15 protein-coding genes are annotated in these 12736 nt (G+C 73.3%); 10 read left to right on the forward strand and 5 right to left on the reverse strand.

The genetic code is table 11. From position 1 onward, the window contains the following. Positions 1-43: 43 nt before the first annotated feature. The 6 genes from O7620_RS15530 (at position 44) to O7620_RS15555 (ending at position 5361) form a co-directional block, all read left to right on the forward strand. Positions 44-1006, forward strand: coding sequence for a hypothetical protein (locus O7620_RS15530; RefSeq protein WP_278123581.1), 963 nt, complete (start codon positions 44-46; stop codon positions 1004-1006). Positions 1007-1024: 18 nt separating this feature from the next. Further along, complete coding sequence (locus O7620_RS15535) at positions 1025-1882, forward strand: fused MFS/spermidine synthase (protein ID WP_278123582.1); 858 nt, start codon at positions 1025-1027, stop codon at positions 1880-1882. 113 nt (positions 1883-1995) lie between these two features. Continuing rightward, on the forward strand, positions 1996-2688 hold the full coding sequence (locus O7620_RS15540; RefSeq protein ID WP_139582135.1) for a sigma-70 family RNA polymerase sigma factor: 693 nt from the start codon (positions 1996-1998) through the stop codon (positions 2686-2688). Continuing rightward, positions 2685-3467, forward strand: coding sequence for a zf-HC2 domain-containing protein (locus O7620_RS15545; RefSeq protein ID WP_278123583.1), 783 nt, complete (start codon positions 2685-2687; stop codon positions 3465-3467). Before O7620_RS15540 ends, O7620_RS15545 begins: the two co-directional genes overlap by 4 nt. Before the next feature lie 206 nt (positions 3468-3673). Then, positions 3674-4321 carry a hypothetical protein gene (locus tag O7620_RS15550; RefSeq protein WP_278123584.1) on the forward strand — a complete coding sequence of 216 codons (648 nt, stop codon included), beginning with the start codon at positions 3674-3676 and terminating at the stop codon, positions 4319-4321. A 119-nt stretch (positions 4322-4440) separates the two neighbouring features. Next, positions 4441-5361 (forward strand): DNA-3-methyladenine glycosylase 2 family protein, encoded by a 921-nt coding sequence (locus tag O7620_RS15555; protein ID WP_278123585.1) that lies wholly within the window; start codon positions 4441-4443, stop codon positions 5359-5361. Between the two features lie 14 nt (positions 5362-5375). Here O7620_RS15555 and O7620_RS15560 read toward each other — a convergent pair whose 3' ends face one another. Continuing rightward, on the reverse strand, positions 5376-5879 hold the full coding sequence (locus tag O7620_RS15560; RefSeq protein ID WP_278123586.1) for a DUF1990 domain-containing protein: 504 nt from the start codon (positions 5877-5879) through the stop codon (positions 5376-5378). Positions 5880-5975: 96 nt separating this feature from the next. On the opposite strand from O7620_RS15560, the gene O7620_RS15565 reads away from it, so the two are divergent. Next, a complete protein-coding gene (locus O7620_RS15565) occupies positions 5976-6470 on the forward strand; it encodes a GNAT family N-acetyltransferase (RefSeq protein WP_278123587.1) in 495 nt (164 codons plus the stop codon). On the opposite strand, the gene O7620_RS15570 is transcribed toward O7620_RS15565, so the two are convergent. Next, the gene (locus O7620_RS15570; protein ID WP_278123588.1) at positions 6445-6867 is read right to left on the reverse strand and encodes an SRPBCC family protein; all 423 of its coding nucleotides are present in this window, start codon (positions 6865-6867) and stop codon (positions 6445-6447) included. The genes O7620_RS15565 and O7620_RS15570 overlap by 26 nt on opposite strands. A 125-nt stretch (positions 6868-6992) precedes the next feature. Next, positions 6993-7205, reverse strand: a complete 213-nt coding sequence (locus tag O7620_RS15575) for a hypothetical protein (RefSeq protein WP_278123589.1) — start codon at positions 7203-7205, stop codon at positions 6993-6995. Positions 7206-7340: 135 nt separating this feature from the next. Here O7620_RS15575 and O7620_RS15580 point away from each other — a divergent pair, with 135 nt between their 5' ends. The 3 genes from O7620_RS15580 to O7620_RS15590 are packed head-to-tail and all read left to right on the forward strand — an operon-like array spanning position 7341 to position 10519. Next, positions 7341-8456 carry an ATP-dependent DNA ligase gene (locus O7620_RS15580; RefSeq protein WP_278123590.1) on the forward strand — a complete coding sequence of 372 codons (1116 nt, stop codon included), beginning with the start codon at positions 7341-7343 and terminating at the stop codon, positions 8454-8456. A gap of 31 nt (positions 8457-8487) precedes the next feature. Beyond that, positions 8488-10044, forward strand: a complete 1557-nt coding sequence (locus O7620_RS15585; protein ID WP_278123591.1) for an alpha/beta hydrolase — start codon at positions 8488-8490, stop codon at positions 10042-10044. 22 nt (positions 10045-10066) lie between these two features. Beyond that, positions 10067-10519, forward strand: coding sequence for a GNAT family N-acetyltransferase (locus tag O7620_RS15590; RefSeq protein ID WP_278123592.1), 453 nt, complete (start codon positions 10067-10069; stop codon positions 10517-10519). A gap of 484 nt (positions 10520-11003) precedes the next feature. Here O7620_RS15590 and O7620_RS15595 read toward each other — a convergent pair whose 3' ends face one another. Beyond that, positions 11004-11729 (reverse strand): ABC transporter ATP-binding protein, encoded by a 726-nt coding sequence (locus O7620_RS15595; protein ID WP_278123593.1) that lies wholly within the window; start codon positions 11727-11729, stop codon positions 11004-11006. Between the two features lie 11 nt (positions 11730-11740). Continuing rightward, positions 11741-12736, reverse strand: a complete 996-nt coding sequence (locus O7620_RS15600; protein WP_278123594.1) for an ABC transporter ATP-binding protein — start codon at positions 12734-12736, stop codon at positions 11741-11743.

Genomic DNA, 12736 nt, shown 5'->3' on the forward strand with positions numbered 1-12736 from the left:
CAGCGCAGCGGAGCCCCGCAGTCGCGAACGAGGGGCCAGCCCGGTGAGTGACGCCGCGTTCTTCGTCGACTCGTGGGATCCGGCGTACGGGGCGTCGTTCGAGGCGTCCGCCGCCGGCCCGGCCGCGCCGAGCAGTGCGCAGGTCGACGCGGACGTGGAGCTGCCCGCGGTGGACTGGCGGGCGATCGGGGTACGCCCCGGGGTGCGGGCGCCCGACGTGGTGTTGCTGGTCGACGGTGTCCGCCGGATCGACGCGAGCATCTGGACGGCCGAGGCCGACGGTGGGTCGTTCCCCGGGCTGGCCGCCTCGTACGCGGCCGGGGTGGTGCGCTGTGACCTGGGGCGGGGTGCCGCGCAGTTGGCGGGTACCCGGGTCGCTCGGGGGTTGTTCACGGCGAGCCCGTCGGCACAGGACGTGGTGGCGGGTGCGGTCCGTTATCCGGTGCACCGGGTGGGCGGGACGGGCGAGTTGGCGAAGTTGCCGGCGGCCGTGCAGGGCCCGCTGACCGCCCTCGAGGTGGCGGTGTCGGACGCCGCGCGGGTCGACGGTGACCTGCTGGTGGTGGACGGGCCGCTGCGCAGTCGCCGGCAGTTGCCCCGCACGCTCGGCTACATCAAGACCCAGCACAGCCAGTATCTCGACGCCCGGTTGACGGCCGTCGTCACGGGTCTGGCGTCGGGTGAGCGTTCGCCGGTGTTCCGGCTGGGCACGGCCTGGGGTGGCTGGTCGTGGTATCTGCGGTTGCCGGTGGCCGTCGGTGCGCCGTGGGCGGGCATCGTGCGGGTGGAGTGTTCCGCGGAGCTGCCCGTCGAGTCGGCGATCGAGTTGGCCGACCTGTCGCTGGTCACCCTGCCCCGCTTCGCGTCGACGCCGTACAAGGATCCGCGGGCGCCACAGAATCTGATCCCGATCGCCGGTCTGGAGCGCCGACTGCGTGCCCTGCTCGGTGACTCCCGGCTGCTGCATCGCGCGCTGACCACCGCCGCCCGCGCCGCGGCCCGTTGAGCACGGACACCGGTCGTCGTGGGCCGTAAGCGGGCGGGCGACCGGGTGGTCGAGCAGGTCGACACCGGTTTGGCGGAGCTGGTGCCGTCACCGGACCGGGCCGGCTCGTGGACGTTGCTGCTGGACGGCGCGCCGCAGTCGCACGTCGACCTGACCGATCCCACCCATCTGGAATTCGAGTACGTGCGGCGGCTGGCCGCGGCGGTGGACCTGGTGGCACCGGCCGGTGAGCCGTTGCGGGTGCTGCACCTCGGCGGCGGGGCGTTGACGCTGCCGAGGTACGTGTCGGCGACCCGGCCCGGCTCCACCCAGCGGGTGTCCGAGGTGGACGGTGCGCTGGTGGAGCTGGTCCGTCGGGCGCTGCCCTGGCCGGCGGACCCGCGGCTGCGGGTGCGGGTCGAGGACGCCCGTACCGTGCTGGCCGCCACCCGCGACGCCAGCTACGACGTGGTGGTCGCCGACGTCTTCGCCGGTGCCCGCACCCCGGCCCACCTCACGTCGGTGGAGTACGCGGCGGAGGTGGCCCGGGTGCTCCGCCCGGCGGGCTGGTATCTGGCGAACCTGGCCGACGGTCCGCCGCTGCGGCACGCCCGCGGGCAGGTCGCCACGGTCCGTTCGGTTCTGCCGCAGGCGTGTCTCGTCGGGGACGCGGCGGTGCTGCGGGGCCGCCGGTACGGCAACCTGGTGCTGGTCGCGGGGCGTACGACGCCTCCGGTGCCGGCGTTGACCCGGCGGGCCGCCGGCGACTGGTTTCCCGGGCGGGTGGTCGCCGGCGACGAGCTGGACCGGTTCGCCGGTGGCGCGGCGGTGGTGCGTGACGCGGACGCCACCGGCTCGGATCCGCCGCCGCCGGGCCTGTTCTCCGTGCGCCGCTGACCGCCGGCCAGAACTTTTTTCGCGGTTCGTTGATCCGCTCGGGGCGGCGCTGCGTACCACCGGGCGGCCCACCTCGTGGGCCGGCGTTGGTCACGGACATCCCGGAGGTCTGCATGCATGCGGTGGCGGCCGGTTGGCATGGCGACGCGGTACGCGCTGACTGGATGTCCGCGCGGTCGTCGTCGCGGCCGACGTCGTCTGCCCGAGGGGTCGACGCCCGCGCGACGGCTCGCCAGAATGGTCCGGTGACGCCGCGACCGGCGCCCGGGCGCCATCAGGCGACGTCAACCGAGGCGAGCCACTCCGACCAGTTGATCCGCCTGCTCTACGCGGAGCACGCCGGTCCGTTGCTGATGTTCGTCATGCGCCTCACCGGGGGGGACCGGCAGCGCGCGGAGGACATCGTGCAGGAGACGCTGCTGCGGGCCTGGCGCAACGCGCATCGCCTCGGTGCGCAGGGGCAGGGGTCGTTGCGGCCGTGGCTGGTCACGGTGGCCCGCCGCATCGCCATCGACGAGCACCGCAGTCAGGAGGCCCGGCCGCCGGAGACGTACGACCGGGACCTGACCGCGTTCGCCGAGGCGGACAGCACCGACCGGGTGCTGCGCACCATGACGGTGGCGGACGCGCTGCGTACGCTGAGTCAGTCGCATCGGGAAATCCTGGTGGCGACGTACTTCCGGGGGCGGACGGTCCCCGAGGCCGCCGAGGAGTTGGGGCTTCCTCTCGGCACCGCGAAGTCGCGGGTCTACTACGCGCTGCGCGCGCTGCGCACGGCTCTGCAGGAGCGGGGGGTGACAGAATGAGCCGGCCAGAGCACATGGACGTCGCCGCGTACGCGCTCGGCGTGCTCGACGAGCAGGACACCGAGCGGTTCGAGGAGCATCTCGCCGCGTGCTGGGCGTGCGCGGCCGAGTTGGAGACGATGGTGCCGGTGGTGGGGCTGCTCTCCGACATCGACGGCGAGACGATGATGGCGCTGGAGCAGACCGCGACGGACCCGGCGCTGCTGGATCGGACGCTGGGCGCGGTCCGCGCCGACCGCCGGCGTACCCGGTTTCGTCAGCTGCTCGCCACCGCCGCGGCGGTGGTGGTGTTCGGCGGGTTGACCGGGTACGGCTTCGTCAACGTGGCCGGCGACGACACGCCGGGGGTGATCGCCGAGCCGACGTCGACCGCAGCGGTCAACGACCCGCCGACGAGCGTGCCGACGGCGCCGCCGAGCGGCCCGGGTGTGGGCGGCACCGAGGAGGAGGGTGACCAGGTCGACGCGACCGACCCGACCACGGGCGTGCAGACGACCATGTTCCTGGTGAAGCGGGAGTACGGCACCCGGATCAATTTCAGTCTGCGAAAGTTGCCCGGCCCGCGCATCTGCCGCCTCGTGGTGGTACGGAAGAACGCCGAGACCGAGGTGATTTCGACGTGGTCGGTGCCGGAGGACGGTTACGGCACGAACACCCGGCCGCAGGGTCTTGAGTTGAGCGCTTCGACGTCGGCGGTGGCGACCGACATCAAGCAGATCCAGGTGCAGTCGGTGGACGCGAACGGGGTGGCGAGTCCGCTGGTCACGGTGCCTCTGTAGGGGTTGCCTGCCGCGTCGGCACCGGTCATTGTCACAATGACTGGTGCCGATTTGTTGTGGTGCGGCAAAGAGGGCGCGTCGGGCCATACGCAGGGCGACCCCGATCGGTTCAATCAATAGAAGTGAAATTGACCACTGTTACTACTTCAACCTTGACAGCCCGCTCTCCGTACCTATGGGTGAACTGCCAAGTATGAGGAGGGCACGTGGCACAGATGAAGCGGACCGTCATCGTCGCGAGCGCGATGGTCGCACTAACGGCCTGCGCTCCCGCGGGTTACGACGGGGCGAACTCGAGCGCGGCTGAGCCGGTCGCCGTCGCCGCGGCCGAACCCACCGCGACGGCTGAACCCGAGGCGTCGGCATCCGCGGAGGCGCCGGCCGCCGACGCGCCGCCCGCGAACGTCGACCTGACCGAGCAGTTGATCGGCAAGAATGTCGCCCGGATGGGCAAGGTGGTCACCGACCAGGACGGCTGGATCCTGTACCGCTTCGACAAGGACACCGCCGACCCGCCGGCGTCGAACTGCGTCGACAAGTGCGCCGAGGTGTGGCCCCCCGCGCTGACCGACGGCAACCCGCAGCTCACCGGCGTCTCCGACGACAAGGTCGGCAGCGTGACCCGGCAGGACGGCACCCGCCAGCTCACCGTCGGCGGCTGGCCGGTGTACCGCTACATCGGCGACAAGAAGCCCGGCCAGTGGAAGGGCCAGGCCGTCGGCGGCACCTGGTTCGTCGTCCAGCCGGACGGCAAGAAGAACCTGAGCTGCCTGCCCACCAGCACCCCGAAGGCCGTCGCCCCGCCGGCGGACAGCGACTCGAGTAACGCCGGAGGCTCGGGCTACTCGTACTGAGCCAGCAGGACGCGGTGGTCGGTCGCAGCCGGGGAGGGCGCGGCCGGCCACCGTCGTGCGCGGGACGTCGGCATACCGGTGGTGCCGACGTCCCGCCCCGCCCGTGGCAGAGTGGCGGGGTGACCGAGACCGGACCCGCCGCGACCAGGGTGCTGCACCCACCGGTCGGCTACCGGCTGGCCGCGTCGGTCCGCGCGCTCACCTTCAGCCCGTACGACCCGTGTGCCCGGGTGGCGGCCGGCACGTTCTGGTGGGCCAGCCGCACCCCGGACGGTCCGGCCACGCTCGCGCTGCGGCCCGCCGGCGGCGAGGTGCTCGCGGAGGGCTACGGGCCCGGCGCCGAGCACGTCCTCGCCCGCGCCGACGCGATCGCGGGGCTGCGCGACGACCTGACCGGCTTCACCGAGCTGGCCGCGGCGCACCCGCTGGTCGCCCGGCTGGCCCGGGAGCACCGGGGGCTACGGATGCCCGCCACCGGGCAGGTCTTCCCCCGACTGCTGCGCGCGGTCTTCGAGCAGAAGGTCACCGGCAAGGAGGCCTACCGGGCGTACGCGGCGACCGTGCGGCACTTCCGCGAGCCGGCACCCGGCCCGCTTCAGCCGCTGCTGCTGCCGCCCGAGGCCGCGGCGGTGGCCGCGACCCCGTACTGGGTGTTCCACCCGTTCGGGGTGGAGCAGCGGCGAGCCGACACGCTCCGTCGCGCCGCGGCGCTCGCCGACCGCCTGGAGCGCTGCGCCGACGCCACCGAGGCCACCCGCCGGCTGACCGCCATCCCCGGCATCGGCCCGTGGACGGCCGCCGAGGTGGTCCGGATCGCGTACGGGGATCCGGACGCGGTCAGCGTCGGCGACTATCACATCCCGAACACGGTGGCCTGGGCACTCGCCGGCGAACCGAGGGGCGACGACGCCCGGATGGTGGCCCTGCTGGAGCCGTTCCGGGGTCACCGGGGCCGGGTGTGCCTGCTGCTGGCCGCCGCCGGCATCCAGGCGCCGAAGTACGGCCCGCGCGCCCCGATCCGCTCGTTCGCCCGCTTCTGACCCGGGCGGCGCGGTCAGCGGCCGGCGCAGAGCCGACGCAGGGTGCGACCGAGCCACCACGCGTACCCGTGCTGCACGGCCCGGACCGCCGGGCCTCCGGCGCGGGTCAACCAGCGGTCCGGACGGCTGAACGCGCGTACCTCGAACCAGACCGCGCCGACGTCGTCGCGGCCAACCTCGAACGCCTCCTCGCCCCGCTCCGGGTGCCCGGGCAGGGTGCCGTAGCCGAAGCCGGCCAGCACGGGTGAATCCTCGCTCCAGACCACCCGGCACGGCCCCCAGACGCGGGCCGGGCCGACACCGAGGCCGGACGCCACCAGCACCCCCGCGGTGGCGCGCGGGGCATCGGTGCGGATCCGGACGCCGGCGGCGCGGTGCAGCCGCCAGCTCAGCAGCGCCTCCGCCGCGGTCTCGAAGCAGCCGGCCGGCAGCGGGTACCGGTGGCGCAGGTGGTGGTATCCGGCGGGCAGCGGACCATGCCGGGTCGACCCCACTTCCGGGTACGTCAGCTCGGCCACCGCTCCCCCTCGCCGTCGTGCGGACACCGGCCAGGGTACGGCCGGCGCGGACGGCCCGCCCGCGGATGCGGTGGGCGGCTGTGGTGTGCTGCCTCGATGAGCGTCGAGGCGAGCATCGTCCCGGCCGGTGTCGCGGACGCCGGCGAGATCCTCACCGTGCAGCGCGCCGCGTACCTGACCGAGGCGCAGAACTACACCGATCCGTTCCTGCCGCCGTTGACCGAGACGCTGGCCGAGGTGGTGGCGGCGTTGGCCGGCCCGACCATCGTGCTCGCCGCTCGGTTGGGTCACCGTCTGGTCGGCTCGGTACGGGCCGAACTGGACGGGGACACCGCGCGCGTCGGTCGCCTCTCGGTCGCACCGGACCAGCAGGGGCGGGGCGTCGGGGGTCGGCTGCTCGCCGCGATCGAGGCGGCCTGCGTCGGCCGGGCCGCCCGGTTCACCCTGTTCACGGGGGCGGACAGCGCGCCGAACCTGCGGCTGTACGAGCGGCACGGCTACCGGATCGTGGCGTACCGGCCGGACCCGAACGGCATCCGGTTGGCCGTGCTGGAGAAGCCTGCGGTCAGCCCTGCTCGCACCGACGTCTGAGCCCGTCGGCCTCCATCCGCAGGTAGCGGCGGAACAGTTCGCCGTACAGCCAACCGATCGGCCCGGCCAACGGCCCGGACTGGGTCATCGCCAGCTCGACGCGGGTCCGTCCATCGGGCAGCGGCAGCAGCCGGTGCTCCGCCGTGGTCCGCACGCCGGGGGTCTCTGAGGCCCAGGTGAACGTCCGGCCCTCGGTCAGCTCGGTGACCCGCCACACCGCCGGCCGCAGCTTGGGCTGGGTCAGGCGTGCGGTCGCGCCGACGGCGAGCGGCCCCGACTCGCCCCGCTCCGCCCGGGACATCGAGGCCGTCCAGTCCGGCCAGCGCTCCACGTCGACCAGCACCGCCCAGACCCGCTCGGCGTCGGCGGCGATCTCGGTATCGGCATCGAACCGCATGGTGTCCCCTCCCCCGTGGTGGTGGCCCCCGAACGGCGCCGCCGTGGGTGCAGACGAGGCCGCCGGGAGCAGTGTGACACCGGCGTTCAACACCGCCGCCGTCGAAGCTCCTGAGTGGACGTGGGTCAGGCGGCCTCGTGCAGGTCGGCCAGGCTGAGCGGGGTACGCCGACGCAGCAGCTCCTCCAGCTCCGGCACCGAACCGACCTCACCGAGCACGTTGCGGCCACCGCCGAACCGCTCGGGGTAACGGCGGGTCAGCCGGTAGCGGTAGCGGCCCCGGATCAGCTCGACGCTCACCCGCCACCGCCCGCAGCAGTCACAAGCCCACTCGGACACCTCGCGAAAGTAGCTCTGACCTGCGGTTATTCGATTCGCCCGGCGGGGACGAGCGGCACGCGGGCGGACACGACGCCCCCGCACCCACGGTGATCTGCCTCACGACTGTCGGTGCCGTCTGGTTGACTGGTCGGCGTGGACCTGCCGATCAACCCACCGGTCGAGCCGATGCTGGCCAAGAGCGTCGCCAAGCTGCCCACCACGCCCGGGGTGACCTATGAGCCCAAGTGGGACGGGTTCCGGTGCATCGTGTTCCGCGACGGCGACGAGGTCGAGCTGGCCAGCCGGGGCGGCAAGTCGATGACCCGATACTTCCCCGAGGTGGTCGAGCAGGCGCTGCGGCAGTTGCCGGAGCGGTGCGCGGTCGACGGCGAGTTGATCGTGATCCGACGGGACGGCCCGGACGGCCAGCCCCGGCTCGATTTCGAGCTGCTGGCCCAGCGCATCCACCCGGCGGCGTCCCGGGTGACGATGCTGGCCGAGACCACCCCGGCCGACTTCGTCGCGTTCGACCTGCTGGCCATCGGCGACGAGGCGCTGCTCGACCAGCCGTACCCCCGCCGCCGGGAGCGTCTGGTCGAGGCCCTGGCCGGGGTGCGCCCGCCGGTGCACGTCACCCAGGTCACCACCGATGCCGAGACCGCGCGCCGCTGGTTCGACGTCTTCGAGGGCGCCGGCCTGGACGGCTTGATCGTCAAGCCGGCCGATCTGCCGTACGAGCCGGGCAAGCGGCTGATGTTCAAGGTCAAGCACGCCCGCACCGCCGACGTCGTGGTCGCGGGTTTCCGCTGGCACAAGTCCGGTCCGGTGGTCGGCTCGCTGCTGCTCGGCCTGTACGACGACGCCGGGGTGCTGCACCACGTGGGAGTGAGCGCGTCGTTCAGCATGGCCCGCCGCGCCGAGTTGCTCGACGAGTTGGCCCCCTACCGGGACACCGGCGGCGAGCACCCGTGGGTGCACGGCGACCACGAGCGCGGCCAGCGCATTCCGGGCGGGGTCAGCCGGTGGACCGGCACGAAGAACCTGGAATGGGAGCCGGTGCGCCCGGAGCTGGTGGTCGAGGTCGGCTACGACGCGATGGAGGGCGAACGGTTCCGGCACACCGCCCAGTTCGTCCGGTGGCGGCCGGACCGCGATCCCCGCTCGTGCCGCTACGACCAGCTTGACCGCCCGATCCGCTTCGACGTGGATCAGGTGCTGCGCGGCGATCCGGCGGCCACCGTGGACCGGGCCGCCACCGGCTCGGCGTAGCCTGGCCGTCGACTCGACCCCGGAGGACCACGTGATCCGTCGCCGTCTGGCCGCCCTCACCGTCGCGGCGCTGCTCACCGCCGGCTGCACCCTGCCGGCGTTCGCGCCACGCACCGACGTGGAGGGTGCGGCTGCGCCGACCGGCAGCGCGCCGACGTGGCGGGCCTGCCCGGAGGTCGCCGAGGATCTGGTCGGGCGGGGCGCACCGGACATGCGGTACGAGTGTGCCCGGATCGCGGTGCCCCGCGACTGGGGCACCGGTGGCGGGGCGACCGCCGGCCCGGGTGCCGGGCAGACCTTCGAGATCGCCCTGCTGCGGGCCCGGTCCACCAAGCAGCGCGACCGGATCGGCTCGCTGGTGGTCAACCCGGGCGGCCCCGGCGGCTCCGGCGTCGACACCGCCGTCTACCTGTCCTTTGGGACCCAGTTCGGTGGGCTGCCCAGCTCGGTCACCGAGCGTTTCGACATCGTCGGCTTCGACCCGCGCGGGGTGTCCCGGTCCAGCCCGGTCAAGTGCATCTCGGACGCCGACCTGGACACCAACTTCGGCTACGACCCTGATCCGGCCAGCCAGGCGGCGTTCGACGGCTTCGTCGGCCTGAGCCAGCGGATCGGGCGTGGCTGCGGCGACCGGTACGGCGACCAGTTGCCGCTGTACGGCAGCGAGCAGGCCGCCCGCGACATGGACGCCGTGCGGGCGGCGGTGGGTGACGACAAGTTGACCTACCTGGGTTACTCGTACGGGACCCTGCTGGGCGCCATCTACGCCCAGCTCTACCCGCAGCGGGTGCGGGCGTTGGTGCTCGACGGCGCGGTCGACCCGCAGCAGCGGCTGGTGGCCGGGTCGGAGAGCCAGGCCCGGGGCTTCGAGCGGGCCTTCGACAACTTCGCCCGCTGGTGCACGGCGAACGCCGGCCGCTGCCCGATCGCCCCGGACGCACGCGCCGCGGTCACCTCCGCCATCGACAAGGCCAAGGTCTCACCGGTACGCGGTGCCGACGGTCGGGAGGCCACCGCCGGCTGGGTCTTCTACGCGGTCATCTCGTCGCTCTACACCGAGTCCGGCTGGCAGGAGTTGGCCCAGGCGATCGACCGGCTGGCCGAGGGTGATCCGAAGGACGTGTTCCGGCTCGCCGACTCGTACGCCGGCCGGGAGTCCGACGGGCACTACTCGAACCTGTTCGACGCCAACCTGGCCATCAACTGCGCCGACGAGACGGAGAAGCCGAGCCGGGAGCAGATCCGCCAGTTGCAGTCCCAGTGGCGCACGAAGTATCCGCTGTTCGGTCCGGCGCTCGCGGTCGGCATGTTGAGCTGCGTCGAGTGGCCGGGTGGACAGGACCCGTACCCGACCGGCCGGGCCGGCGGCGCGCCGCCGATCGTGGTGGTCGGCACCACCGGCGACCCGGCGACGCCGTACGAGCAGACCGGCCGCCTCGCCTCGATGCTCGGCGTTGGCCGGGTGCTCACCTGGGAGGGCGAGGGGCACACCGCCTACCCGCAGACGTCCTGCGTCACCGATGCCGTCGACGCCTACCTGCTCGATCTCACCGTGCCACGGGAAGGCCTGCGCTGCCCGGCCAGGTGAGGGCTGTGTCAGGCTGACCGGCATGAGCGACATGATCTTCCGGGAGGCGGTCCGCGCGGACCTGTCCGCCGTCATCGCCCTGCTCGCCGACGACGTCCTGGGCAAGGCTCGTGACTTCACCCAGGTCGACGAGGCGTACGAACGGGCGTTCGCCGACATCAGCGCCGACCCGCGGAACTTCCTGATCGTCGCCGAGCAGGGCGGCGACCTGGTCGGATGTCTACAGGTCACCTATATCCCGGGGCTCGGCCGGCACGGCGCCGAACGCGCCCTGGTCGAGTCGGTCCGGGTCCGCTCCGACCGGCGGGGTCAGGGGCTCGGCCGGGAGCTGATGGCCTGGGTCATCGACCAGGCCCGGCAACGGGGCTGCGCTCTGGTCCAGCTCACCACGGACAAGTCCCGCACCGACGCGCACCGCTTCTACCTGAGCCTCGGCTTCGTCGCGAGCCACGAGGGCATGAAGCTCCCGCTCTGACCCGCCCGAGACGCCAGGCCGCCCGACTACGCCGGCAGGCGGTAGCGCCGGCAGGGCGGCTGCCCTCGACAGGTGGTCGGCTGCTCGGGTCCCAGGTCGCCACTGGACGCGTGTCGAGCTGCCCCAGATCTGGGGCGCGGCGAACCACGCCAACGACTCGCGCGAGCCGCCCGCGCCAACCGTCGACACGGACACCCGCCCACGCCAACCGCTGACACAGACACCCGCTCACGCCAACTGCGCGGCCCATATCTGGGGCAGCTCGACAGGAGGCGAACGGACCTAGTCGTCCTCTCTGACCGAGTCCACCGCCCACCGGTCCACCGCCCACCGCCCACCGGCCCACCGCCCCACCGCCCCACCGGCCCACCGGACCACCGGCCCACCGGCCCACCGGCCCGCAGCCCCACCGGCCCACCGGCCCGCAGCCCCACCGGCCCGCGGCCCGCAGCCGACTCCCAGCGAGGCAGACGGCGGGCACCGCTCAGCCGTCGACCAGGCTGCCGTCGCGCAGGACGAGGACCCGGTCGGCGAGGTCGATCAGGGCCGGGTCGTGCGTGGCGACCAGGGCCGTCATCCCTCGGGCGTGCACCACCGCGCGCAGCAGATCCATGATGGACCGACCGGTCTCCGAGTCGAGCTGGCCGGTGGGCTCGTCGGCAATGAGCAGGTCCGGTTCGTTGGCGAGCGCGCGGGCTACGGCGACCCGCTGCTGCTGACCGCCGGAGAGCTCGTACGGGCGCTGGGCCGCGTGCCCACCGAGGCCCACCAGCTCGAGCAGCACCGCGACGCGCTCCTCCCGCTCGGCGGCCGGCACCTGCGCCAACCGTAGCGGCACACCCACGTTCTCGGCGGCGGAGAGGATCGGCACCAGCCCGAAGGTCTGGAACACGAACCCGACGGTGCCCCGACGCAGCCGCAGCAGCTCGGCCTCCCCGGCCGAGGTCACATCGTGCCCGGCCACCACCACCTGGCCGCTGTCCGGTCGGTCCAGCCCGCCGATGAGGTTCAGCAAAGTGGTCTTGCCGGCCCCGGAGCGGCCCCGGACGGCGACCAACTCGCCGCGGGTGGCGGTGAAGGAGACGTCCCGCACCGCCTGCACGGCGTGCTCACCACGGCCGAAGGTACGGCTCACCCCGCTGACCCGGACCACCTCGGCGGGAGGCACGCCCGGCCCACCGCCCGTCGACGCCGCTCCCGCGACTGCCATGTCCTGAAAGCTCACGCCCGTGCCTCCCGCTCGTCCGAGACCCGCTCACCGGGCCGTACCTGCACATGGTCGGGCTCCAGATCGAGCCGGACCCGCTCCTTCAGCGACAGCGCGTCGACGAACGCGGCCGGTAGCTGCATCCGACCGCTACGGTCCAGCACCGCGTACTCCTCGCTGACCAGTTCGGTGTTGCCGTCCACGCCGACGCGCGCGGTCCGACGTACCTCGGAGGCGGTCCGACCGTCGCGGATCGCGACGGTCCGGCGGACCTGGGTGGCGACGGCGTGGTCGTGGGTGACGACCACGATGGTCACGCCCAGCTCGGCGTTGATGGTGCGCAGCGCCCCGAAGACCTCCGCGCCGGTGGCCTCGTCCAGCTCACCGGTCGGCTCGTCGGCGAAGAGCACCTCCGGGTCGTTGGCCACCGCCACCGCCACCGCGACCCGCTGCTGCTCGCCGCCGCTGAGCTGACCGGGCCGCCGGTCCGCGCCGTAGCCCACGCCGACCAGGTCGAGCAGTTCCCGCGCCCGTTCCCGGCGGGCCCGCCCCGAGCGCGTGCCGGCCAACTGCATCGGCAGTTCGACGTTCTCCACCGCGGTGAGGTACGGCAGCAGGTTACGGCCGGTCTGCTGCCAGACGAACCCGACCAGCTGCCGCCGGTAGCTCAACCGACGCTTCGCGGAGAGCGAGAGCAGGTCGTAGTCGGCCACCCGGGCGATGCCGGCGGTCGGCGTGTCCAGGCCGGAAAGGATGTTGAGCAGGGTCGACTTGCCCGAACCGGACGCGCCGACGATCGCCACCAGCTCGCCCCGGTCGATGACCAGGTCGAGCCCCTGGAGGGCGACCACCTCCACCCCCTCGGTCTTGAAGATGCGCACCAAGCCGTCACAGACGATGTGTCCCCGCAGGCGGTCCTGCCCGCCGGCCCGCTCGGCGGCGCGTTGCGCGGCCCGCTGCTGCAGGGACGCCAGGTCGGGCACCAGGGCACTCTGGGCGGTTGCGGTCAT

The sequence above is a fragment of the Micromonospora sp. WMMD710 genome, from assembly GCF_029626045.1.
Taxonomy (GTDB): Bacteria; Actinomycetota; Actinomycetes; order Mycobacteriales; family Micromonosporaceae; genus Micromonospora.

Excerpts from the sequence above, each read along its gene's own strand:
- O7620_RS15600 (WP_278123594.1), bottom strand. The coding sequence starts at position 12,736 with ATGACCGCAACCGCCCAGAGTGCCCTGGTGCCCGACCTGGCGTCCCTG.
- O7620_RS15545 (WP_278123583.1), top strand. The coding sequence starts at position 2,685 with ATGAGCCGGCCAGAGCACATGGACGTCGCCGCGTACGCGCTCGGCGTG.
- O7620_RS15565 (WP_278123587.1), top strand. The coding sequence starts at position 5,976 with ATGAGCGTCGAGGCGAGCATCGTCCCGGCCGGTGTCGCGGACGCCGGC.
- O7620_RS15570 (WP_278123588.1), bottom strand. The coding sequence starts at position 6,867 with ATGCGGTTCGATGCCGATACCGAGATCGCCGCCGACGCCGAGCGGGTC.
- O7620_RS15595 (WP_278123593.1), bottom strand. The coding sequence starts at position 11,729 with ATGGCAGTCGCGGGAGCGGCGTCGACGGGCGGTGGGCCGGGCGTGCCT.
- O7620_RS15590 (WP_278123592.1), top strand. The coding sequence starts at position 10,067 with ATGAGCGACATGATCTTCCGGGAGGCGGTCCGCGCGGACCTGTCCGCC.
- O7620_RS15540 (WP_139582135.1), top strand. The coding sequence starts at position 1,996 with ATGCATGCGGTGGCGGCCGGTTGGCATGGCGACGCGGTACGCGCTGAC.